The sequence below is a fragment of the Microcystis aeruginosa LEGE 91341 genome, assembly GCF_015206885.1.
Classification (GTDB): Bacteria; Cyanobacteriota; Cyanobacteriia; order Cyanobacteriales; family Microcystaceae; genus Microcystis; species Microcystis aeruginosa_H.
In genome coordinates this window covers 13487-37554 of the sequence record NZ_JADEXY010000022.1, presented here as the reverse complement: position 1 = coordinate 37554, position 24068 = coordinate 13487, and the positions used below count along the sequence as shown (strand labels likewise).

Here is a 24068-nt window from a genome sequence, read left to right as displayed (position 1 = left end):
ATTAATTCTCAGATATAATGCCTGTTCTCCAAAGGGTAAATCTCGGATTGTTAATTCATTGTTTTGATGAACTTTTTCCGTTTTACTTCCACAATGAATGCACTGGCTTTCTCTTGACATATTTTCTCAATGTAAAACAATTCCTATATCGGTAATAATTTGATAATTGGTAACGACAATTCCTTCTAGGTGAAGTAGCTCGGTCATTAACTTTAATTGTGGAGGGGTCAGAATCCAGAGTTGGCACAGGTTTTCCCACAGTCCCCTGAGATAGCGTTATCCCGAACTCAGGTTATGTAGGGAAAGATTCGCCAATAGACTGGACAAGAATCTCTAGATGGGCGAGGCTATGGGTGGCCATGGCAGTAAATCGCAGACGACTGGTGGGAACGGTAGGAGGACGGATGGCGGGGGCAAAAATCCCTTTTTCTAGTAGTTTTTGCGATAATTCTAGGGCTTGACCTGGATTGGCTACTGGTAAACATAAAATCGCCGCTTCCGAAGGCAATATATTAAAATTATTTAAGTTACTCTTGACAAAATTAATATTTTGGTGTAGGCGTTGGCGACGTTCCGGTTCCAGACGAATAATCTCTAAAGCCATTCTAGCGGCGGCGGTGTCGGCGGGGGATAAACCGGTAGTATAAATCCAGGTGGCGGCGCGATTGCGGATAAAATCGATAATTTTGGCACTTCCTGTCACATATCCCCCTAAACTGCCTAAAGCTTTACTCAGGGTCCCCATCTGAATTAATTCCCGTCCCTGACAACCACAATATTCCACGCAACCTGTGCCATTTTCCCCCATAACTCCGGTAGCGTGGGCCTCATCCACCAAAACCATACAATTATAAATCTCGGCTAGAGCGAGAATTCCCGCGAGGGGACAGATATCCCCATCCATACTAAACACTGTATCAGTGAGCAGTAAACAATGACGATAGTGATGACGGTGGGCTAATAACTGATTTTCTAAATCTTCGAGACTATTGTGCCGGTATTCTTTCACCGTGGCACCGCTTAACTTGGCTCCATTTTTGAGGCTAGAGTGATTGTATTGATCTCCTAAAATCAGGTCTTTCTGCGCCACTAAACAGGTAATTGTCCCCAAATTGGCTAAATATCCCGAACTAAAAACGATCGCGTCTTCGCTATTTTTAAAGGATGCGATCGCTAACTCTAGATCTCGATGAATATCTCGGTGTCCACTTAATAGACGCGAGCCGGTGCTTCCAGTTCCATAGCGTTGTGTCGCTGCTATGGCTGCTGCGATCATTCTTTCATCGGCTGCTAATCCCAGATAATCATTACTGGCAAAATTAATCAGCGATCGACCCTCTAATTCTATAACGGCTCCGCCCTGGCCTTGAATGGTTTTAACCCTTCGATACCAATTGGCCCGATGGAGGGTTTTTAAGCTATCCTCGATCCAAGAGTAAGGATGATTCATGGGCGATTTGTCAATATACAGCCAGATTATTGCCAAAAAAGGCTCTTTTAAGGGTTAATAGTTTCGTAAAAACGACAATCTTGACAGGGACCGGAGGGGTTAATCGCACAGCGCAACAGTTCGGATCTGGCGTTAAAACGACAACTAGCATCCCCCATCACCCAACGTCCTTCAATCAAACTTTTTTCGTTAGGAGTGGGAGCAGTTTGTACATAAAGGGAAATTTTGCGTAAACAATAGCCACCAATCTTGTATTGATACTGGTGGTGACGTTCCAAAACTGCGTAGGTTTGTCCTTTTAAGGCCAAATAATTACCCGGTTGTGGCATCCAATCCAATTGAATCTCTCCCAAACTTTGCCGCGGATGGGTTAGGATAACCTCCGTTGTTAATGAATCTTGCTCCATGATTATCCCTGTATTCTGGGCTACCTTTGCTCAATGGTAGCTTAGATCTCCGAGTCGATTAATAATTGTATCTCCTGCAAAAATCAAAAATCTGCCGTTAGGCAAGGAGACTCCCAGACAGAAGACTCCAAGACAGGGGAAGAAAAAAGACAAGGGACAACTATCCGAGAATTGCCAATTTCCCGATTAGAGTAGAAGATAAACCGCAGGATTTTTCCGAGAATTGACTTTGAACCTCTTGCATAATTAGGGTCTGCTGAAAAAGTTTTTCCTGGGGGTAGGAGTCAGGAGTCAGGAGTCAGGAGTCAGGAGTTTCAGGCTTTGTTGCCCTTGTTTTTTGTACCAGTCGATGTACTACAAGAAGGATAATGCAAGGTTTTTGAAAGTCCCAATCCTATTTTCTTGCACTAACATCGGACTTTAACAGGTCAAAAGCCTTATTTTAAAAGGGTTTTACCATTATTCAGCAAGCCCTAATTAATTTTTCAGGGTTCAAAAACGGCAAAAATAAGGATTAAATGGCATAAAGTCTGTAAATAGACCATTTAACTGATTATTATTCATTCTTAATTCTCCTGACTACTGACTACTGGCTACTGACTCCTAACCCTAACAACAATTTTTGATTTTTACAAGAGGTCTTTTATGGTTTACCCCATCCCGCCTGAAGATAATCTACCGCAAAAATTTCCGAAAATTCCCTTAGATCGTCGGGCCTATGCTTTCCTGATCGACTTTGCCTCGATCTGGTTTTTAAGCTCCTTTGCTAATAGTGCGCCTGTACTGCAGTTTTTCCTTTTTCTCCTGATTTGGTGGTGTTTGCGGGTGTTATTGGTGGCGCAGAATCAGGGTCAGAGTTTAGGACGTTGGGCCTTGGATATGAAGATCATCGATCTACGACTTCAGCGTTTACCCGGAATTTTGGAGTTAAGCAAACGAGAGGCGATCGCTGGTGGCGGGGCAGCTTTAATGATGGTAGGGTTAAATACTTTTTTTGGCAATCCTTTAAGCTTGATTTTATTATCTTCGCCCCTTTTTGCCGATTGTGGTATGGCGATCGGCGATGAGCAATTTAACCGCGCTTTCCACGATCGCATCGGTGGCACGATTGTTATTCCCACCCGTCGGGGTTTTTCTCTCGATCTACGTTTAAGAAGGCTTTGGTATCAAGTTAAGGGCAGAATGAGAAGATAAATATCAGTGATCAGTTATCAGTTATCAGTGATCAGTTTTAAGTTTTGAGTTTTAAGTTTTGAGTTTTGAGTGAGCATTATTATAGCAGTTTTCATCAGAATGAGGTATGGGCAAGGGGCTTAAGCCCTTTGTTGGCAAAACTTGTCGATACCTCAGTAACATGAAAAGTGCGATATGTGGGTTTTCCTGTAACGGAAAACCCTTGATTTTGTCTCCCTGACTTGGTAATAGTCAGGAAAGATTAAGGCTCCTGATGAGATCGCATTACAGGGGGAATTTAGGGAATCGGATCAGCGTTGGCATCGAAAAGCCCATAATTAAAGTTATTCCCCCATCCGACGGGCATCGGTGGGGGACAAGAAATTAGTCTATTAGGAGTTTACCAAAATGTCAGAAGACAGATTAGAGCGGATCGAGAAAATAGTGGAATCGAACGCTCGCGCTATTCAAGCCCTAGCTGATGCCGTCGCTAGTGACCGCGAAGAACGGAAACAGGAGAAAAAAGGGCTTTACGATTACCTAGCTCGAATAGCAAGCGCACAATCAGATTTTTATGAGACTCAAGCCGATTTTTACCGGCATCTAGAGAGAATGGATGATCGACACGCTCAAATGATTGAAATCATCCGACAGATTAACGAGAACAGAAGCGATCAAGCCTAACCTCACCTCAGTAAAGTGAAAAGTGCTATAAATAGCAGTTTCCCAGCATCTTTTCACTGTTTACTGATCACTGGACGGCTACGCCGTGCCTTTGGCAACACTGAAAAAGGCGGGATCGGCCGGGATCGAACCGGCGGCCTAGTGCTTAGGAGGCACTCGCTCTATCCAACTGAGCTACGACCCCAATTTTTTCCCTAACCATGATAAGCCATCCACAGCTAAATTGCCGATTGCCATGGATTATTTAGGGTTTTTTTGGGGGGTAATCTCGACTAATCCAGCAGAATCAGGTCTCGATACCAGGCTACTTTCTGTTTTATGGCCGCAACCTTGGCAGTATGTTAATTTTATTTGCCCTTGAGGGCTTTTTTAAAATTCTTGCGGTAGGCGGGATTAACAACCAACAGAAGCGGCCAGAACAGTGTTAGAGCTAAACGATTGGGTAAACTGGAACTAAAGTTAGTGCTTCTGTACCCATTCCAGAATTTCCAACCAACGAAACCATAAGCAATTATTAAGATAAAAACAACCAGTTTCATGCCATCTCATCCTTGAATTTAGACAATTCACATCTACTATTTTAAGCTTGGGTTTTGCTGACTTGGGAAAAGAAAATATTGTCCTGAATCCGGGAGACGGTGTTAGAATGCCGGTTAGGAACTAGCTCGATCGAGATAGGAAAACTAAAGCCAGAATTTGCAAAAACTATTTAAAAACGGCGAAAAGATAGCCTTGGGAGGAAGTTATGCGAGCGGTACTAATGGCAGGTGGTTCGGGGACAAGATTACGTCCGCTTACTTGTGATCTTCCCAAACCGATGGTTCCGATTCTCAACCGTCCGATCGCCGAACATATCATTAATTTACTACGAAAACATGACATTACCGAAATTATCACCACCCTGCACTATCTCCCCGATGTCATGCGCGACTACTTTCAAGACGGCAGCGACTTTGGGGTAAAAATCACCTACGCTGTCGAGGAGGATCAACCCCTAGGCACCGCAGGATGTGTGAAAAATATTGCCGAATGGTTAGATGATACCTTTCTGGTGATTAGTGGCGATAGTATCACCGATTTTGACCTGCAAAAAGCGATCGCATTCCATAAAAGCAAAAACTCGAAAGCAACCCTCGTCCTGACGCGAGTTGCCAATCCGATCGAGTTTGGGGTAGTGATTACCGACAAAGAAGGCAGAATTCGCCGTTTTATCGAAAAACCATCCACCAGCGAGATTTTTTCCGATACTGTCAACACCGGAACTTATATTCTCGAACCAGAAGTCCTCGATTATCTCCCCTACAAAGAAGAAACCGACTTTTCTAAAGATTTGTTTCCACTGCTGCTGCAAAGGGGCGAACCTATGTATGGTTATGTAGCCGATGGTTATTGGTGCGATGTCGGTCATCTGGAGGCCTACCGAGAAGCGCAATACGACGCTTTATCCGGCAAAGTTAACCTGGAATTTCCCTATCGAGAAAAATCCCCCGGGGTATGGGTCGGTACTAATACCTATATCGATCCTAGCGCCCAGATTGAGGCCCCGGCCATGATCGGCAATCATTGCCGCATTGGTGCAAATGTTCTGATCGAGAGGGGTTCGGTTATCGGCGATAATGTCACCATCGGTGCTGGTTCCGATCTGAAACGTCCCATCCTCTGGAATGGTGTGGTGATCGGGGATGAGGTCAATTTAGCCGCTTGTACGATCGCTAGAGGAACCAGAATTGATCGACGGGCCCAGGTACAGGAAGGTGCGGTGATCGGACAATTATCGATCGTCGGGGAAGAAGCGCAGATCAACTCTGGAGTAAGAGTCTGGCCGAGTAAACAGATCGAATCGGGAGCCATCCTCAATATTAACCTGATTTGGGGAAATACTGCCCATAAAAACCTCTTTGGTCAACGAGGAGTATCGGGACTCGCTAACATCGATATCACGCCCGAATTCGCCGTTAAACTGGGGGCAGCCTACGGTTCCATCCTGAAACCGGGGTCAACGGTAATCGTCTCCCGGGATCAACGTAGTGTCTCGCGCATGGTTAGTCGATCGCTGATTGCCGGTTTAATGTCCGTGGGGGTGAATATCCAAAACCTACAAGCGAATGCTTTACCGATTTCGCGGACTTTAGTGTCTAAATTAAACGTAGTCGGTGGCATTCACGTCCGTATCCATCCCGATCGCCCAGATTTTCTCTTAATCGAGTTTTTAGACGAAAAAGGGATTAATGTTTCCAAAGCGAGGGAAAAGAAAATCGAAGGGGCCTATTTTAAAGAAGATCTGCGACGGGTGGGAATGCAGGAAATCGGCAGTATGTCCTATCCGGCTGATATTCTCGATAATTACCGCAAAACCTTTGAAACTCAGCTAAATGTGGAGGCTATTCGCAATAGTAGTTCCAAAATCGTCATTGATTACGCCTACGGAGTCTCAGGGGCAATTTTACCAGAATTACTGGCCAAATTTGGCTGTGATGCCGTGGTTCTCAATGCCAGTTTACGTCAGAATGCCCTTTCCATGCAGGAAAGAGAGTTACTAATCCATCAATTGGGCCATGTGGTGGAGGCCCTGAAAGCGAACTTAGGGGTACAAGTTTCGGCCAACGGGGAACAATTAGTCCTCGTCGATGAGAGTGGTTTATCGATTCGCGGGGAACAATTAACTGCTTTAATGGTGAATGCAATTCTGACCGCCCATCCGCGCGGTACAGTGGTAGTGCCGGTTCATGCTTCTAGTGCTGTGGAACAGATCGCACGTCGTCACGATGGCCGGGTGGTGCGGACAAAAGCCAGTCCTAGCGCTTTAATGGAAGGATGTCAAACTAATCCTAACGTGGTTTTAGGAGGATCTGGACAAACTGGCTTTATTTTTCCGCAATTACATCCCGGTTTTGATGCCATGTTCAGCGTGGCCAAACTTTTGGAGATGTTAACCATTCAGGAACGTTCTCTAGCTCAGGTGCGGGCCGAGTTACCACGCATTTACAATAAGAATACGGCGGTGCGTTGTCCTTGGAAAGTAAAGGGATCCTTGATGCGCTATCTGGTGGAAACTCACGCTACCGATAATCTAGAGTTAATCGATGGGGTGAAGGTGATTAATCCCCTTAATGATGACTGGGTATTGATTTTACCCGATGCCGGAGAACCTTTAGTACATATCTATGCTAACAGTGAGCAGCGGGAATGGGTCGATCGGACAATTAAAGAATATCGTCATCGTGTGCAGTATTTCGTCGAACATTACCAGGGCGAAATCGTGATGATTTAGGATTTTTCTACCCTATTAGCCCCGAAACTTGACTATGATGACTTTTTTGACCTAAAAAGTGGCATAGCCCTCTAGATGCTCATTTTTCCCGCAAAAGGAAGGCGATTCGATCGGCTGCTGCCTCACCAGTGCGGATCGCTCCCTCAAAAAATCCTGGCCAGCGATCGGCCATTTCTGTGCCGGCCCAGTGAATCGGTCCGACGGGAGTAAAAAGAGCCTCGCCGAAACTTGTCCAGACTCCGGGGGGCATAAAAGCGGCATAGGCGCCACCAGTCCAGGGATCCCCGGGCCAATCCACTTCATCGTAACTGATCGGGAAAAGAGCCTCTTGACCGAAATAAATAGCTAAATCCGAGAGGACGGCGGCACGACGCACCGGACTACTCATGGAGCGCCAACGAATATAGCGATCGCCAACCACAAAGGTGGCGATTACCCCGACACCGGTTTCGGGATCGGAACTATCAGCACAGAGTTCCAACCATTGACAATTCCCCTGAGCAACTCCCGCTAGTCCCTGTTTTCGCCAGAAAGGTTGCTCATAGGAAGTCAGGATTTTAGCGCAGCATCCCATCGGTACTCGTTGGGTTAGTTGTTCTCGCTGGGGTGGCAGCGGGGGATGATAAATAATGCGGCCAGCAAGATGGGGTGGCATGGCAATGATGGCAAATTTGGCCGTAAAAGTGTTCTGAGTGGTTTCTATGGTGACACCGGCCGAGTCATAATTAAGGCGAACAACTGGTTCCCCCAGTCGAATTCGCTCTCCTAATTCCGCCGCGATCTTGTCGGGAATTTGTCCCGCTCCGCCATGGATCAGTTCGGCTTCTGGATGTTCAGCTTGAGCGGCGCAATTTTGTCCCCAAAGAACGTGCAGCAGTGAGACTTGCTGGGGTTCGGCCGGCCCGAGAAAACCCACTGCACGCACCATATAAGCAAAATACCATTGACCAAAATCTGTGCTGGTGTTTTCTTCAATCCACTGGGCAAAAGTTTTACTGTCTAGTTTTTTGGTGTGATCGTTGCTTTGGGGATAACCGGAAGGTAGGGTTTTGGCTAGTTCTTGAAAACGCGCCCATGCTGACATCGCATCTTGCCATTCTGCTGGGCCGATATCGGGTACTTCTCCCTCGTGGAAACCTTGAAAAAAACCATTGAATTCATAGCGTTTGTTGTTGAACACTAGGACGGTTTTTCCCTGATTGGGAGAGGGAAAACGACGTATTTTATACTCATCAAGGAGGGCTAAAAAACGCTCTTGGGTTGGACCCACCCACTGACCACCTTGATCGATCCACTGTCCGGAGGGGAGATATTCACCAAACATTCTACCACCGTAACGATTTCGCGCTTCGATCACCAGAACTTGATGACCTTGCCTCTGGAGATTCCGCGCGGCGATTAATCCTGCTAATCCTGCCCCGACAACGATACAATCATAGCTAGTCCACTGGAGATTTGTCATGATTTTAGCTCCACAGAATATTTTATAATTAACAATTATTATTCTCCCCGATTTTTCCCTCAGTTTCTCTATCCATTGGCTCTTTTGATTAAATTATCTGCTGCCATCAATGTTTGATCTTCTTAGCGATCGCTTAAGCCAACACCTAGAACAAATTGTCCGCGAAAGAAACCCTTTTTTCTCTAGTCAAGGACATTTTTATGTGCGAGAATACCTGCGGCAAGAGTTAGGCAATTGTGGAAAGGTTGAATCACATTTTTTCACTTTTCAGGGAAAAGTTTACGAAAATTTAATCTTAGATTTGCCTAATAATAGTCAAAAACCTCCGATTTTAATTGGCGCTCATTATGACACGGTGCCGGGGTCGCCAGGGGCCGACGATAACGCCACGGGATTAGCGGTATTATTAGAATTAGCCAGGTTTTTTGGGGAGAATCAGGCTAATTATCCAATTCGTTTAATTGCCTTTGATCTAGAAGAATACGGATTGCTGGGGAGCATTGCATATTCGGAAAAATTAAAACAAACTAAGCAGGATTTAAGGTTAATGTTATCCTTAGAAATGCTTGGTTACTGTGATAAAAATCCCCATTCTCAAAAATATCCAGCTTTTCTAGAATATTTTTACCCCAACACTGGGGATTTTATCGCTTTGATTGGCAATCTCAAAACGCGCGAGGATTTAATTTTTCTCAGTCGAGTCATGAGAGAAAATCAGACTCCCTGCGAGTGGTTGCCGGTAATTTTTGCAGGTTATATCGTCCCCGATACTCGACGCAGCGATCATTCTCCCTTTTGGGATTGCGGTTATTCGGCAATTATGGTGACAGATACTGCTAATATGCGTAATCCCTATTATCATAGTTCTCGGGATACAATCGCTACTTTGGACTTAAATTTCCTAACAAGAGTCTGTCAAGGTCTCTGTTTTGGATTGCAATCTTTACCGATGAGATAAAAGCAGACCACGGGGGAATTTTTCACAGCACTAAAGCTCTGTAAGAATTATCACTTTAAGCGGTGACATTTTCTGTTTCTGCTGGTTGAATTTCCTGCATTTCCACTTTAATTAAACTCACTTTAGCACGATAAAGTAGTTTTTCCCCATGACGATAGCCCCGATAACGCACTAGAACTTGTGTACCTATTTCTGCCTGACCATCGATCAATTGATGGATTTGCGGATCATAACTAACATGATCACCGACGCTGTGAATTGGTTGCACTCCCCAGCGCTCCAGTAACTGCATAATCGGTTTAACTAAAGAGAGGATTTTGACGGCTGCTAGGTCGGGATTTTTGCGGGCAACGGCCTCGGCCGTGGGCCATTGAACTAACCAAGATTCGATCGCTTCGATGCTTTGACGTTGAAATTCTGCGGCTAATTCGTCTTTTTGCCTATCTAATTTTTGCTGTAAATTTTGATACTCTTGTTCGAGAATTTTTAATTCCCCTGAATGATCCTCTGTCTTGATCGTCGGAATTTGAAAATGATCGAGAAGATCGCTAACTGGCAGCTGCAGACCCTTAGCTAACTTCACCAAAGATTCAGAGGATAATTTGGCGATTAAACCATGGCAAACTCTCTGCAATTGCCAAGAAGATAGACCCGATAACTGACTCAATTCTTCCAGATTTTGACAGCCAATTTCTGCCATTAACTGCTCTAATTTTTGCCGATGATATTTATATAAGGACTCATTCATGGGACTTCTCAGCTTAAGCGATATGTTTAGCTAAAACGGATTTAGGAGCGCGACGAACTCGACAGAGAATTGTTTCTTTACCGAGACGCTGATGAGCGGCAAAGCGATGGCAACCGGAAAAACCGTAGTAGTTACCATCCACCTCCAAAACATCGATCGGTTCTCGTAATCCCTCCTCAGCGATCGATTGCATCAACTGATTAACTTTTTCGGGATCGGTTTGTCGCGGTAAAGGACGACGAATTTGGGACAGAGGAATGTTTTTAATTTCCATAGTGTCTTCACTATAGCACATTTAGGCTAAACTGAAGATAAGTTGACTCGGTTGCTGATGCACTGGTCTGGCTCACTACTGGTAGTTTTCTGGCCACAGACAAGATTCTATCACCCAATCCTCTCCTTTTCTGACTATGACTATTCCTCCTATCAATGAAAAAATTATCCAGCAAAATAGCACCAATGCTTCCTATCAGCGCGGTCAATATTATTACGATAGCGGTGCAGTTATTTCTCTTTGGCAACGGGGGCAAAATCTACAAGCTTTGGTGAGTGGTAGTGAGGTTAAACCCTATCGAGTTGCTATCGATTTTAACCAAGAAAATCTTGAGAATGTCTCCTGTTCCTGTCCCTACGATTATGAGGGTTGGTGTAAGCATATTGTGGCGGTTTTATTAACCTGTTCTCGTCAACCAGAATTAATTATTAAAAAAGCATCCCTAGATGATTTGCTGACACCGATCGATGAAAGTAAATTAAGAAAATTACTTAATCATTTAGTGACTAAACACCCAGAAATTATCGAGACAATTGATAAGTTTTTATTGCCAGCTACCCCAGTTAATAAAGCGGGAGGGAAGATAACTATTAATGTCAAAGCTTATCGTAATACTGTCCGTAATGAACTGCGGCAATCCCTGCGAGCGATCAAAGAAGATTACTACGAAGAAGATCCAATTTCTGATGAAATTTATGCCCTAGTGGATGAGGCCAAAGATTATTATCAAAAGGGAGAACCCGATAACGCGATCGCTATTTTAGAAGCAATTATTAGCGCCTGTATCGAGGAATGGGATGATTTAGAAGATTACGGTGCTGTTAATGATGATTTAAGTGCTAGAATCGATCGAGTTCTAACGGCAGCAATTTTAAGCAAGGAATTTAATCCCCAAGAAAAGCAAGATTTAAGGGAAAAGATCGAGCAATGGCAGGATGAATGGAGTGCCGATTTTGAGATGAGTTTAGCAGCCTTACAACAGGGATGGGACGATCCAGTTTTAGAGAAGATTTTACGAGGAGAATCGGCTAATTTTTCAGAAATGTGGTCAGGGAATATCCCTTATTATGCCCAAAAATTAACTTCTATTCGCTTAGAAATTTTCGAGCAACAGGAAAAAGATCAGGAGTATTTGAATCTAGCTTTAGCTTCAGGACAAGTGGTAGAATACCTAACTAAGTTAGTCTATCTTGATCGCATTGAGGAAGCGATGGCAGCATCAAAAAACATGATAACTAAAAACGATGAAGCCTTCTTTTTTGCCAAAGCTTTACGCGATGAATCCGCACCAGAATCCGCTCTCATAATTGCCAGGGGTGGTCTAAATTTCCCTGGTAATTATTATTATCAATTAGCTCTCTGGACAAGTGAACTAGCGCAATCTTTAGGGGATATAGATACAGCTTTGGCTGCTAGAATTAAGGCATTTCAAGACCAACCTTCCTTTTCCCATTACCAAAAAATTGAGTCTTTAGCTGGGGAAGATTGGCCCGATTTAAAATTAGACTTGTTAGATTACTTGCGCGAGTTTAGTGGTGGACGTTCCACAGAGGCTAAAATCGATATATTTCTCCACGAAAATTTAGTTAAAGATGCAATTAAAGTCGTTTCTGATAATTCCTATGTGCAGTCTCACCTAATTTGGCGGATAATGGATGCGGCTGCTACCGTCGATCCTAACTGGGTAATCGATCACGCGCGTCCTCCTGCGGAAAAGATACTCGACGAAAAAAAGGCTGACCGCTATCAAGAAGCGATTAAATGGCTGAAAAAAGCTCGTAATGCCTTTTATATGTCGGGAAGACGGGAAGAATGGCAAACTTATCGGGAAAGTTTAATTAAGGAACACGGACGCAAACCGAAATTTATGGGGTTATTCAAATATCAGGATTTACAATAATTTAAGCTTGTAGCCGTCAGTTATCGACTAAAATCATGCTCTTTTTAGCTTGTAGAGCGGGGATTGTCCTAATCTTAGGTCTAGTGATATTTTGGGGCAAAGTAGAGTATAATGGAAGATTGGTCTAAACTTATCTCCAGACTACTTATACTGAATATTCATTGTCAAAAAATATGACTGAAACTATTCGCTTTTTGATGTGTTCTCCCGATCATTACGATGTGGATTATGTGATTAATCCCTGGATGGAGGGCAACATTCACAAATCTTCCCAGGAAAAAGCTAGGCAACAATGGCAGCAGCTTTATCATATTCTCAAGGATCGGGCGCTCGTGGATTTAGTCCCACCAGAAAAAGGCTGGCCCGACATGGTTTTTACCGCTAATGCAGGTTTAGTTCTGGAAAAAATAGTCGTTCTCAGTCGCTTTTTACACAAAGAAAGACAGGGAGAAGAACCCTATTTTAAACAGTGGTTTGAAGATAACGGTTTTACGGTTCACGAACTGCCCAAAGATTTACCCTTTGAAGGTGCAGGAGACGCATTATTAGATCGGGAAGGACGTTGGTTATGGGCAGGATATGGCTTCAGAACCGAGTTAGATTCCCACCCTTTAATCGCTAAATGGCTCGATATTGAGGTTTTATCCCTACGTTTAATCGATGAACGTTTCTATCACCTTGATACCTGTTTTTGTCCCCTTAGTGGTGGTTATCTGCTCTACTATCCCGATGCTTTTGATGCCTATTCTAATCGGTTAATTGAGTTAAAAATTCCCGAAGAAAAACGCATTATCGTTGAAGAAGCTGATGCGGTTAACTTTGCTTGTAATGCAGTGAATATCGGTCAAGTAATCGTCATGAATAAAATTAGTGACGATTTACAATATAAGTTAGTGTCAAAAAGCTTTGAAGTGGTACAAACTCCCCTAACGGAGTTCTTAAAAGCAGGAGGAGCCGCTAAATGTTTAACCCTGCGTACCACGGAACCCTTAATTCCAGACCATCACGCAAATGTCACCATTGAAAGTCGCATTCTCCAGCTAGAAGGTCATCTGCTCGACGCGGGAATTATGAATAAAGCTCTCGATGTTGTGGTGGGAAATGGCGGCAGTTTCAAGGTTTTAAACTTCACTTTGGGGATTGAGCGCCAAAGTACCTCCTCGGCCGAAGTGCGCGTTTCTGCACCCTCTCACGAGGTAATGGAGGAGATCATGGTACAATTGATCGACCTCGGTGCGGCCGCTCGTCCCCAAGAAATCTGTGATGTCAATACCGCAGTGGTGGCACAAGATGGGGTCGCTCCCGATGATTTTTATGTCAGCACCATCTATCCCACGGAAGTGCGGGTTAGCTGTGAATGGGTGCGGGTGGAAAATCAACGCATGGATGCAGCCATCGTCGTCACTGAAGGTGCGGAAGGCAAAACGGCAAAATGTACTCTGCTGCGGGATTTAAAAGCTGGCGATCGCGTTATGGTGGGAGTTGAGGGCATCCGTACTATCCGACAGGCGGAATCCAGGGAACAACGGAACAGCACCCAGGAATTTACCTTTATGGGTGCGGGGGTTTCCAGCGAGCGCCGAGTCGAGTTAACCGTGGAGCAGATTGCCTGGGAAATGCGCCAAATTCGCGACCAGGGCGGTAAAGTGGTAGTAACGGCAGGTCCGGTGGTCATTCACACTGGAGGAGCGCAACATCTCTCCCGTTTAATCCGCGATGGTTACGTTCACGCTTTACTGGGGGGAAATGCGATCGCAGTTCACGACATGGAACAGGCGATCATGGGTACTTCTTTAGGGGTAGATATGCAGAAAGGCATCCCGGTGCGCGGTGGCCATCGTCACCACCTCAAGATTATCAACCTCATCCGTCGCCACGGCAGCATCGCTAAAGCTGTATCGGCCGGGGTATTGACAAAAGGCGTAATGTATGAATGCGTCAAGAATAATATCCCCTTCAGTTTGGCCGGTTCAATTCGCGATGATGGTCCGCTTCCAGATACGGAGATGGATTTAATTAAAGCACAGGAAGAATATTCCCGCTTAATTCAAGGTGCAGACATGATTCTCATGCTCTCTAGTATGCTCCATTCCATCGGTGTGGGCAATATGACACCGGCGGGGGTAAAAATGGTCTGTGTTGATATTAACCCGGCCGTGGTGACAAAATTAAGCGATCGAGGTTCCGTAGAATCCGTGGGTATTGTCACCGATGTGGGTTTATTCCTGAGTCTGTTAACCCAACAGTTGGATAAGTTAACCCGTCCCTTGGTAGAAACGGTTTAAAACCGCAAATAGATATCGGGTGGGTTACGCTTTGCTAACTCACCTATTTTTATCTATAAAGCCCGAAACGACCGGCTACTGACTCCTGACTCCTACCCCCAGGAAAAACTTTTTCAGCAGACCCTATTTATCAACTTTAGAGCATTGCTGAACAGAGAGGGAGCTTGGGGAATTTTCTACAGTGTAAGTTCGGAAGAACCATTTAATTCCACTCACCCACTTAACTTCTGCTGCTCACCATATAGCAAAAAATGGGTTATTTAGGACGCTTTCAATTTTCAAACTCTTATCGGTCAAGGGTTTCAGCGATTGATTGTCCTAACCACCCCGATCTTTGCTATAGGTGAGAGAAAGTCTCAAATATGAGATGTACCCCAGCAATTCTAATTTTAAGGTTTCATGAGATAAAAATCCTTATAACAAGAGGGTTGTACAATTCTTAACATTTAGAGTGATCCCTGAAATGGCGCAAAATCCTATCGTTCCGAATTTATTTTTGCTGAGATGCACCCCAAGATATCCACCAATATGACGAAACAAATATCGATGTCATTTTGTACTGGTAGAGGTTACGTGCAAGGTATATATTGACAATGTTTTTCTGAACTGGTAGTGTAAAAACGTCAAGTCTATGATCAAGGACAAATCTATGTCATTGAAACTATTTAATACCACGTTGTTGGCAACAGCAACTGGCGCAGTAATCGCGTCAACCTCGGCAGCACTTCTGCCCGCCCCCGCCCAAGCAGCCTGCACCATAAATATAGGCGATGATCCCATCAGTCCCTGTGGCTTTCTCCTCAAAGCTAGTAGTGTGATCGAAACGCCCTATATTTTTGGTCCCACATCACCTGGCTACGTCGATACATTTTTCATCACATTCAGTAATACTCCAACGAAAACAACCCCTTTTGCCCTTGGTGGCCCAAGTTCTGCCGCTAGTTATTGGCCTCAACCTGGGGGAACAGTGCCACCTTTCCCTCCTAACTCGACTACTATAAGGGACCAATTGTTCAGATTTGACCCCGGTGATGCCCATTTCCAATCATACTATTACCCAAATTCCAATCTAACTGGGACTCCCGTAACTCCAACCTTTGATGGGACTTTCCGTTTCCGAATCATTGATCGTGGTGTGTCGGACCTGGCTTTAGGTACTTTTGACATAGTAGTTGAGGAGGGGTCATTCGGTAATCCAAATGTCAACGGAAATAGCATTGGGGTACAACTTAACCCTAGCATTACGAAGCCTACCGTAGGGAAAATAACTATCTCTGATAATGGCAATGGCACCTACAATGTCGTCTCCAATGCTTTTATCTATCCTCAGCAGGTTATCAACGGCACACCCCAGGACGTTGCCAATACTGGAGCAACTAGCGCGCCACTGACCCAAATACCAGAAGGCTCATCCGTATGGGGTTTATTGGCATTAGGGTCTCTTGGTGTGGTTTTAGCAGGGAAGCGGAGACTAAATTAGTCAACAGGGCTTGAGATTGACCGGGATTTGAACGCCTGTCTCAATCTAGAAGACGTGGCGGTAAGCTCTGCTGTCAGTGTACTTGAAAAACAGCTTATAGCAGTTCTCACATCTGTGCGGCACACTTAAACCTTTGCTGATTAAGCTTTTCAGAATCAGGAATGTACCTCTTGTGAATCAGAAACGCTATAAGCCAATGTAGCACTAGCTCAAAGCTGTTTTTCCTTCATTTACCTATTTTCTCATGCTGTATATTTTCTCATGCTAGATCGTTCATATTCTTGGGCTAATGAGACTACTAAGATAGCAATAATTGGCATGGGATGTTATTACCCTGGAGCCAATGATTTGCAAAAACTTTGGGAGAATATCCTAGCAAGACGACAGCAATTTCGAGAAACACCTGATGCAAGATTGCCCTTAGTTGACTATTACGATCTTGACCGTAAAACTCCCGATAAAACCTATGGCAATCAGATGGCAGTCATAGACGGTTTTAGGTTTAATTGGGCGAAGAGAAGAATTCCTAAAAAAGCATTTGAGACAACAGATATTGCCCATTGGTTAGCACTTGAAGTCGCGATAAAAGCCTTTGAAGATGCTGGCTATACGCGAGAAAATATTCCTACTGACAAGACTGGAGTCATTTTAGGCAATACCTTAACGGGTGAGCAAAGTCGTTCTCTATCTATGCGAATGCGCTGGCCGTTTGTGCGCCGAAGTTTGCGGGAGTCCGCTCGGATAAAAGGTCTTCTCCCAGAAAGCTTAGGAGTTTTGGAAGAGCTAATGGAAAAGCTCTATAAATCTGTATTTCCCAACATTAATGAAGATAGCCTAGCTGGTAACTTGTCTAATACTATTGCTGGGAGAATTTGTAACTTTTTCAACTTAGATGGAGGCGGTTATACCGTTGATGGTGCTTGTTCTTCCTCTCTCATTGCTGTCATAACAGCTTGTACCCATCTAGCTAACCAACAATGGGATATAGCTTTAGCAGGAGGCGTGGATATCAGTTTAGATCCCTTTGAATTGGTTGGTTTTGCCAAAGCAGAAGCACTAACCGCCAATGAGATGAGAGTATATGATCGCCAGGCCAGTGGATTTATTCCAGGAGAAGGCAGTGGTTTTGTTGTCCTCAAACGTCTAGAAGAAGCTAGAGCGGCTGGAGATTATATTTATGGGATTATTGAAGGATGGGGGATTTCCTCTGATGGCAAAGGCGGTCTGACAGCACCTTCCCAAATTGGTCAAGCCAAAGCACTGCGTCGTGCCTACGAACAAGCAAGCTATAGCAGCCACGCACTAGATTTTATTGAAGGACATGGAACGGGAACTCCTTTAGGCGATCGCACAGAATTAGAAGGAATTACCCTAGCGCTTGCGGCTGATGGAGAAATTGCGCCCCGTTCTGTTGGCGTTACCTCTTTTAAATCCATTGTCGGTCATACTAAAGCGGCCGCAGGAATAGGCGGTTTAATTAAGGCAGTCATGGGAGTTAATCAACGGGTGATCCCTCCCACTGCTGGTTGCAGGGAACTTAACCCCGTATTTGAAACCACCGCTCAAGCCATTTATCCTGTCATCAGTGGAGCAGTTCGTCCCACCAGCGATATTTTGCGGGCTGGAGTCTCAGCGATGGGATTTGGCGGGATTAATGCCCATGTAACCCTGACTTCTGGCGATCCTCCCTCGGTTTATTTAAAATCTTCCCTTAATGAACGGGCCTTATTAGTTTCTCAGCAAGAAACAGAGCTATTTGTGCTAAATGCTGGCTCGAACGAGGCTTTAATCGAACAAATTGAAGAATTATATCCCATTGCACAAAAAATGAGTCTGGCAGAAATGGCCGACTTAGCCGTTCATTTAACTCAACAACTGCAACCCTCCCAACCGATTCGCGCCGCAGTGATCGCTGAAACTCCCAAACATTTAGGAGAACAACTGCAAAAATTACAACAAATCCTCAAGGAGCAGCCACCGAGTCCAGGGGAGGTGAGGACATCTGTGCCAAAAGACTTATGGCTCGGTAATCGGGTTAAGCGCAACCGTGTCGCTTTTCTGTTTCCCGGTCAAGGATCGCAAGCTTTAAACATGGCTCGAACTTTGGTGGAACGCCATAGTTGGGCGCAAGAATTTCTAGCCCAAGCGGATCGATGGCTGCAGGAGCAACAACTTGACCCCATCAGTCCCTACATTTACCATGACCTAGAACGAGCCAAAGATCAGCAACAAATCCAACAGTGGTTAAAAGCGTTAACGGCTGCTCCCATTGCCTCTGCTGCGATTTGCTTGACTTCGCTACTCTGGCAACGTTATCTCGCTCGCTTAGGCATTAACCCTGTTGCCGTTGGTGGTCATAGTTTAGGAGAATTAACCGCTTTTCAGGCTGCTGGAGCTTATGACGAGAAGACTCTCCTGTGTTTTGCGGCCATCCGAGGAAGGGCAACCTCGACATCAGGACAACCGCCTGGAACCATGGCCAGTTTAGGATGCGATCGCTTAACTGCTGAAAGCTTATTAGAAGGAATTCCCAGTTATGTAGTCGTTGCCAATATTAACAGTCCCAGTCAAACGGTCATTTCTGGAGAGCTAGAGGGTATTACCGAGGCGATCAGTCGGGCTGAGAGGAAAAATATCCTAACTCGTCAATTACCCGTGTCCAACGCCTTCCATTCGCGGCTGATGCTGCCATCAGCGAAGGTACTCAGGGATAGCGCTCTCATTCCTCAACAATTGGTCTCACCGTCAGTATCGCTGTTTTCCAGTGTTAACGGCCAACAATTACAAGCAAGATTAGAGCTGCGAAACCATTTTGCTGATCAAATTGTCGCCCAAGTTGACTTTATTTCTATGGTTAAGGCGATGACATCGTCATCTGACTTGATGATTGAAGTGGGCCCGGGTAAGATACTTTCTGACTTGGTAAAAGCGAATACGACAGCTAACGAGCCTTTCTGTCTTCCCTTGGAGTCAAAAGCTGGACGTGATCGCGACCTCAACACTGTTTTAGGTAGTTATTTTGTCCTCGGTGGTGACGTTCATTGGCAAGAAGTTTATGAAAATCGTCTGATCCGGCCTTTTGTTGCTCCACAGGAACAGGTGTTTATTCAAAACCTCTGCGAAAGACCGTTTCAGGTGTCTGAAGAAGAAATCTCTGCCATCGCTGATAATCAGCACCTAGTCGATTTAAAATCATTGTTACTGACTAATAAGTTTCAAGAATCTGAAGATTTCAGCACTAAGATTGATTCTTTAAAGATTTTTCAAAGTATCGATGATAATGCCGACAAAGGCATTGCTCAACAAATTCCCGTGAATAGCCAACCACTATCTTTATCGCTGGAAGCAATTCTTATCGATTTAGTGGTTCAGCAAACTGAATATCCACGAGACAGTATTACCTTAGATGCCAAATTACTTGACGATCTCAATTTAGACTCGATCAAAGGAGCAGAATTAGTGGCCGCTATGGCTTCTCAATGTGGTGTAGCTGGTCAAATTGATCCGTCCAGTCTAGCTAATGCTAGTTTACAAGAAATCCTAGAAGTTTTCCGTCCTTTAATTGGAGAACAGACCAACAATAATTATAGTAACAACAGGCAACAATTACCGAAGACAGAGATCAAGCAAAATTCGCCACAGTTGACAACGAGTAAGGCGAGTACAGCCCTAACCAACCGGCCAGTTAGTTTATCTCAGGTAAATAAAACCAAGCTCCCTCTAGGAGATTTAAATCCTTGGGTTCGCAATTTTGTAATTGAATATGTGTTAGAAGAAACTGCGGCCAATAATAATGTGATCAGTCAGACAAGAGAAACCGAGGAGAATCAGGAATTAGAAACGGCTAATCTGTTCTGTGAGGATAACTGGGAAAAGGCGAAGGTGGTGATTGTTTGCGAAGTCGAAGAAACTGATGTCGCCCAGGCTCTTAGTCAAGTTCTGCAAACGAAAGGATCTCAAGTCCAAATTGTTAATTTCAGTGCAATGAGTCATGAGGTTGTTCAGGCAAAGAGTGACTTTTCTCTCAGGCAAAATGTAAAAATTAGTCACTTTATTGCCATTTTTCCTCGCCATCCTCAAGAAAATCTTTCTATAGAAAACCGTCTCCAAAAAGCAATGGCTAGACTACAATCTGTAGCAACACCTCCTCTAGCTTCTCAGGATCAACGTCAGTACACTAGCGTCAGTTATGTTCAGTTTGGCGGAGGCTATTTTGGCAAAAGAGGGCAGAATCCTCAAGCCGTAATTTTCAACCAAGATCGTCAGAATCGTAAAAAAGTAAGAATCGGGAGCCAACCTCTCGAGCAAAGCTGTAGTGTCGGTTTTGCCGCCAGCCTCCATTTAGAACGCGCCGATCTCAAAGTGCGGGTGATTGATTTATCCTTAAAGCTTTCTTTATCTGCGATCGCTCAACGCATTATCGAGGAAATCTCTCAACCGCAAGCCTATCTTCTTGTCGGTTATGATGAACAACTCTGCCGACGAATTCCGCGACCGCAAGTTCAAGACCGAGCCAGCTATTCTCCTCGTAATTTAACTTGGTCTGCTGAAGATGTGTTCCTAGTTACTGGAGGAGCCAAAGGGATTACCGCCGAGTGTGCCTTAGCCTTAGCCGAAAAAACAGGCGTTCCTATGGCTTTGGTCGGTAGTTCTTCCCATCCTGAGGAAAATTCCCCCAGTCCCCGGAGTGCAGAGATTGCCAGGACTCTCAAACGTTTTCAAGAGAAAGGACTAACTTGTCACTATTATTCCTGTAATATTGCTGATATTGAGTCAGTCAAAACCCTTGTCGCCAGGATTGAACAAGAACTCGGACAGATTACAGGAGTCATTCATGGAGCCGCTATTAACCGCCCTCAAAAGGTCGAACAATGTCCTTTAGAAGAAGCTTATCAAGAAGTTACTCCCAAAATCTTAGGGCTTCTCAATCTTATGGGAGTTTTAGAAAACAAAGCGCCCAAGCTAATTGTTGGCTTTTCCTCAATTGGTTCGGTGTTGGGACTGCCTGGAAATACTTGGTATAGCTTCTCCAATGAAGCATTAGATTTAATTCTCCGGTGTTTTCAGCAAGAACACCCCAAAACAGCGGTTATTTCCCTTGCCTATAGTATCTGGGCAGACGTAGGCATGGGAGCGCGGATGAATGCAGTAGAAAGTCTAGCCCGTAGGGGGATTGAAGCGATCTCGGTATCAGAAGGAGTCAGTCGTTTTGTTGAACTGGTAGAAAATGATCCGGGAGATGCTCAAGTCGTAATTGCAGCAAGACTCGGTAATCTAGATTCTCTCAAAGGAAATTTTGATACTTGGCTGACAAAACGAACAGCACCGCCAACAAGACTGACTTTTCTAGAACAGATAGAGATACTAGAACCTGGCGTAGAAAGCGTTATTCGCAGCCATCTTACTCTAAAACGGGATTCCTACGTTCAACACCATATTTACAAAGGTTCTTATCTATTCCCTACCGTGTTTGGTCTGGAAGCTATGGCCCAAGCGGTAGCTTATACTTTAAGAAAAGAAAACCTCTTATCAGTTCGCTTAGAGAATATTCGTTTAGAAAGGCCAATCGTTGTTGACCCCAAAAACGGAGTAGAAATTGAACTTCGGACTGAGGTACTGGAACGACAGTCGGCTCAAGAGCCGATACGAGTTCGCGCTGAAATTAGAACAGAACGAACAGGATTTGCCCTAGCGCATTTTGCGGCTGACTTTGTCTTTGGCCAAACAAAGGAAATTCCTCTGGAGAAAAGACAACTGCCTTCAACACCTCTCGATCTCGATCCCCTTCAAGATCTCTATAGCTGGTTATTGTTTCAAGGTCCTCGTTTTCAACGCTTAGAGCAGATTTATAGTTTAGACTCTCGTCATATCCTCTTTCGCACACAGAAAGGGATTCATAGTTCTGCGAGGGAAAAAGACTATTTAGATCGGGCTGATGGGCCGTTCATTTTAGGAGATCCCTATTACCGAGATTCTTTAATCCATTCAGTACAGGTGATGATTCCTCAATATCTTTGTTTACCGATTGGAATCGAGAGCCTTGAAATTAACCAATTTAATGCCTACGAGTCAGAGTCTTGTTTTGGTCTAGCGATCAACCAAGGTCAAAAAGACCGACAGTACAATACGACTGTTTTAGCGATGAATCCAGAGGGGGCAGTTATTGAAAAGCTTGAGGGTTATCAAGTTCGTGTTCTTGAACGCCGTGAAGATTATCCGACAGCCGAAGAAATTGCTGATCCTAGTGAGCGAGATGAACAAAGACTTCAATCTCAACTGTATCGACGATCGCCAGAATTAAAAGTGGCGGTTCCTGCGTTGTCTCTCGTTTATCTTCCAGGGTTACATCGCTTATCTGTTGAAGAACGTCATCAATGCGAACTGCCAATTTTTGAGAAAACGCTCAAAAAACAAACATCTCAACCATTTCAAATCAAATGGCTTGATTCAGGAAAACCCGTTGTTGAGGGGCTAAAAGAAGACTCATTAGAAATCTCTTTATCTCATGATGATCAATTTTGTCTCTGTGTGTCCGATCGCTTTCTTCAAGGATGTGATCTGGCACCAATCACTCACCGTTCTCAAGCTGATTGGTTAGCCTTGTTAGGAAATGCCCGTGAACCCTTGATGCGGCAGTTACTACTTTCTCGTCAAGCGGAATCAGTAGATGTTGCAGGAACTCGGATTTGGGGAGCGCTCGAAGCTCTACGCAAAGCCATAAATCTTCAAAACATTGATCTAACGCTGAGTCATCAAGTCGAAGATAGTATTCTTTTTGTGGGAACGGCTGAAGGTTACTCTTTAAGTGTTCTCACTTTTCCTATAGTTTTGACTCGCGGCGCACCAAGAATTGTGGCAGTGGTGGTTAAGGCGTTCAATATCCCCCCAGAAACCAGAGATTTTATCCCTTGTTCTACCACCTCAAGGCTCGATCAGGGCGTTCAACCTTCTGATATTTATCGTCTTAACATTGCCCACGATAATTCTAAAATTTGTGTCGTTCGCTGGCCAATTTCTCATAAACACACGGCGAATTTTAGCAAAACAGTTTATTTTTCTCAATTTTTTGCTTGGATAGACAATGTTCGAGATCTGGCGATGTGGCCGTTGCGGGAGGCTCTAGTTGAGGAATTGGCGACTGGAAACTGCGGGATGGTGACTAATCACGCTCAAGTTGAGATTTTTGGCGAGGCAGGACTCCAAGATATTCTGGAAGCCCGTATTTGGATTGGAAATGTTTCAGGATCAGCCAATTCTACCGTTAATTTTTATTATGATTGGCTCAAACTGCTTCCTAATGGTGAGTTTGAACGGATTGCGACAAGTAAATTGACAATGACTTGGGTTCAGTTATCTCCTAACTTTAGCTCTGAGCCAACAGCTTTACCCGCTTTTCTGCAAAATTTTGTCGAGCAGCTTCATCTTCCAGATTTTACTCTTCAACCTGTACCAAAATCTGATAAAATGGGCAAAAAGATTTATCAATTGCCGACTGGGCCTCATCCAGGTCTATTTTTACACAAAGAGATCTTCAAAACCTCTAGAGAAGACAGTGATGCAATGGGGAATATTAATTTTGCTACTTACGGGATTTGGCAAGGCAGAGTTCTCGATCAATTTATTTATAAATTAATTCCAGACTACTATCAAAGAACTCAAAGTCAAGGAGAATTTCGGACAGGGCACAGTGAGGTTAAATATTTGCGAGAAGCATTTCCTTTTGACTCCATTGAGGTAATTATGTCTCTCCAATCAATCTCCGAGTGTGGGATGGGTTTAAGATTTGAATATTTCCGAATCACCCCGGAGGGAAAAAAACAAAAAGTTGCTATTGGCGAACAATTTACCGTCTGGTTAGTTGCAACAGAAAAAAGAACTTATGAACCAGCACCTTTACCCCATCGAGTTAAAGAAGCTTTATCCAATTACTGCGACTTATCATAAAGTGCGGAAAGTGGACTAAATCATTCGGCAAA

Annotated in this window: 15 protein-coding genes and 1 tRNA gene; 8 read left to right on the top strand and 8 right to left on the bottom strand. The window is 44.3% G+C overall.

The window, feature by feature from the left end:
• From IQ234_RS20990 to IQ234_RS05520, 3 genes are all read right to left on the bottom strand, one after another.
• A partial coding sequence (locus tag IQ234_RS20990; protein WP_228008382.1) for a transposase family protein occupies positions 1 to 120 on the bottom strand: 120 nt, incomplete at its 3' end.
• Positions 121 to 292: 172 nt separating this feature from the next.
• Positions 293 to 1450: an 8-amino-7-oxononanoate synthase gene (gene bioF / locus IQ234_RS05525; RefSeq protein WP_193956342.1), complete on the bottom strand. Its 1158-nt coding sequence runs from the start codon at positions 1448 to 1450 to the stop codon at positions 293 to 295.
• Between the two features lie 47 nt (positions 1451 to 1497).
• Entirely contained in the window at positions 1498 to 1857 is a 360-nt protein-coding gene (locus IQ234_RS05520; protein WP_002747143.1) for a DUF6464 family protein, read from the bottom strand.
• A 645-nt stretch (positions 1858 to 2502) separates the two neighbouring features.
• Here IQ234_RS05520 and IQ234_RS05515 point away from each other — a divergent pair.
• Together IQ234_RS05515 and IQ234_RS05510 are read left to right on the top strand one after the other, a co-directional pair.
• Complete coding sequence (locus IQ234_RS05515) at positions 2503 to 3051, top strand: RDD family protein (protein ID WP_072926765.1); 549 nt, start codon at positions 2503 to 2505, stop codon at positions 3049 to 3051.
• A gap of 387 nt (positions 3052 to 3438) precedes the next feature.
• Complete coding sequence (locus IQ234_RS05510) at positions 3439 to 3714, top strand: hypothetical protein (protein ID WP_002795807.1); 276 nt, start codon at positions 3439 to 3441, stop codon at positions 3712 to 3714.
• Between the two features lie 110 nt (positions 3715 to 3824).
• On the opposite strand, the gene IQ234_RS05505 is transcribed toward IQ234_RS05510, so the two are convergent.
• Together IQ234_RS05505 and IQ234_RS05500 are read right to left on the bottom strand one after the other, a co-directional pair.
• Positions 3825 to 3898, bottom strand: a tRNA-Arg gene (locus IQ234_RS05505).
• A gap of 163 nt (positions 3899 to 4061) precedes the next feature.
• Positions 4062 to 4253 carry a hypothetical protein gene (locus tag IQ234_RS05500; RefSeq protein ID WP_193956341.1) on the bottom strand — a complete coding sequence of 64 codons (192 nt, stop codon included), beginning with the start codon at positions 4251 to 4253 and terminating at the stop codon, positions 4062 to 4064.
• A 206-nt stretch (positions 4254 to 4459) separates the two neighbouring features.
• On the opposite strand from IQ234_RS05500, the gene IQ234_RS05495 reads away from it, so the two are divergent.
• Entirely contained in the window at positions 4460 to 6985 is a 2526-nt protein-coding gene (locus IQ234_RS05495) for a mannose-1-phosphate guanyltransferase (protein ID WP_193956340.1), read from the top strand.
• A gap of 79 nt (positions 6986 to 7064) precedes the next feature.
• Here IQ234_RS05495 and IQ234_RS05490 read toward each other — a convergent pair whose 3' ends face one another.
• Positions 7065 to 8447: a flavin monoamine oxidase family protein gene (locus IQ234_RS05490; RefSeq protein WP_193956339.1), complete on the bottom strand. Its 1383-nt coding sequence runs from the start codon at positions 8445 to 8447 to the stop codon at positions 7065 to 7067.
• Positions 8448 to 8556: 109 nt separating this feature from the next.
• Between IQ234_RS05490 and IQ234_RS05485 the strand changes: the two genes are divergently transcribed.
• A complete protein-coding gene (locus IQ234_RS05485; protein WP_193956338.1) occupies positions 8557 to 9405 on the top strand; it encodes a M28 family metallopeptidase in 849 nt (282 codons plus the stop codon).
• Between the two features lie 55 nt (positions 9406 to 9460).
• On the opposite strand, the gene IQ234_RS05480 is transcribed toward IQ234_RS05485, so the two are convergent.
• Together IQ234_RS05480 and IQ234_RS05475 are read right to left on the bottom strand one after the other, a co-directional pair.
• Positions 9461 to 10153 (bottom strand): helix-turn-helix domain-containing protein, encoded by a 693-nt coding sequence (locus IQ234_RS05480; protein WP_193956337.1) that lies wholly within the window; start codon positions 10151 to 10153, stop codon positions 9461 to 9463.
• 13 nt (positions 10154 to 10166) lie between these two features.
• The gene (locus tag IQ234_RS05475; RefSeq protein ID WP_002765183.1) at positions 10167 to 10448 is read right to left on the bottom strand and encodes a ParB N-terminal domain-containing protein; all 282 of its coding nucleotides are present in this window, start codon (positions 10446 to 10448) and stop codon (positions 10167 to 10169) included.
• Positions 10449 to 10563: 115 nt separating this feature from the next.
• On the opposite strand from IQ234_RS05475, the gene IQ234_RS05470 reads away from it, so the two are divergent.
• The 4 genes from IQ234_RS05470 (at position 10564) to IQ234_RS05455 (ending at position 24036) form a co-directional block, all read left to right on the top strand.
• On the top strand, positions 10564 to 12327 hold the full coding sequence (locus tag IQ234_RS05470) for an SWIM zinc finger family protein (protein WP_193956336.1): 1764 nt from the start codon (positions 10564 to 10566) through the stop codon (positions 12325 to 12327).
• Between the two features lie 173 nt (positions 12328 to 12500).
• On the top strand, positions 12501 to 14612 hold the full coding sequence (locus tag IQ234_RS05465) for a TIGR00300 family protein (protein WP_193956335.1): 2112 nt from the start codon (positions 12501 to 12503) through the stop codon (positions 14610 to 14612).
• Positions 14613 to 15243: 631 nt separating this feature from the next.
• Positions 15244 to 16092, top strand: coding sequence for a hypothetical protein (locus tag IQ234_RS05460; protein ID WP_193956334.1), 849 nt, complete (start codon positions 15244 to 15246; stop codon positions 16090 to 16092).
• 261 nt (positions 16093 to 16353) lie between these two features.
• Entirely contained in the window at positions 16354 to 24036 is a 7683-nt protein-coding gene (locus IQ234_RS05455; protein ID WP_193956333.1) for a type I polyketide synthase, read from the top strand.
• The last annotated feature ends 32 nt before the right edge of the window (positions 24037 to 24068 follow it).

What these genes read in the sequence shown, in the direction of transcription:
- bioF (WP_193956342.1), bottom strand. Translation starts at nt 1,450, where the DNA reads ATGAATCATCCTTACTCTTGGATCGAGGATAGCTTAAAAACCCTCCAT.
- IQ234_RS05490 (WP_193956339.1), bottom strand. Translation starts at nt 8,447, where the DNA reads ATGACAAATCTCCAGTGGACTAGCTATGATTGTATCGTTGTCGGGGCA.
- IQ234_RS05510 (WP_002795807.1), top strand. Translation starts at nt 3,439, where the DNA reads ATGTCAGAAGACAGATTAGAGCGGATCGAGAAAATAGTGGAATCGAAC.
- IQ234_RS05520 (WP_002747143.1), bottom strand. Translation starts at nt 1,857, where the DNA reads ATGGAGCAAGATTCATTAACAACGGAGGTTATCCTAACCCATCCGCGG.
- IQ234_RS05485 (WP_193956338.1), top strand. Translation starts at nt 8,557, where the DNA reads ATGTTTGATCTTCTTAGCGATCGCTTAAGCCAACACCTAGAACAAATT.
- IQ234_RS05515 (WP_072926765.1), top strand. Translation starts at nt 2,503, where the DNA reads ATGGTTTACCCCATCCCGCCTGAAGATAATCTACCGCAAAAATTTCCG.
- IQ234_RS05470 (WP_193956336.1), top strand. Translation starts at nt 10,564, where the DNA reads ATGACTATTCCTCCTATCAATGAAAAAATTATCCAGCAAAATAGCACC.
- IQ234_RS05465 (WP_193956335.1), top strand. Translation starts at nt 12,501, where the DNA reads ATGACTGAAACTATTCGCTTTTTGATGTGTTCTCCCGATCATTACGAT.
- IQ234_RS05495 (WP_193956340.1), top strand. Translation starts at nt 4,460, where the DNA reads ATGCGAGCGGTACTAATGGCAGGTGGTTCGGGGACAAGATTACGTCCG.
- IQ234_RS05460 (WP_193956334.1), top strand. Translation starts at nt 15,244, where the DNA reads ATGATCAAGGACAAATCTATGTCATTGAAACTATTTAATACCACGTTG.
- IQ234_RS05455 (WP_193956333.1), top strand. Translation starts at nt 16,354, where the DNA reads ATGCTAGATCGTTCATATTCTTGGGCTAATGAGACTACTAAGATAGCA.
- IQ234_RS05480 (WP_193956337.1), bottom strand. Translation starts at nt 10,153, where the DNA reads ATGAATGAGTCCTTATATAAATATCATCGGCAAAAATTAGAGCAGTTA.
- IQ234_RS05500 (WP_193956341.1), bottom strand. Translation starts at nt 4,253, where the DNA reads ATGAAACTGGTTGTTTTTATCTTAATAATTGCTTATGGTTTCGTTGGT.
- IQ234_RS05475 (WP_002765183.1), bottom strand. Translation starts at nt 10,448, where the DNA reads ATGTGCTATAGTGAAGACACTATGGAAATTAAAAACATTCCTCTGTCC.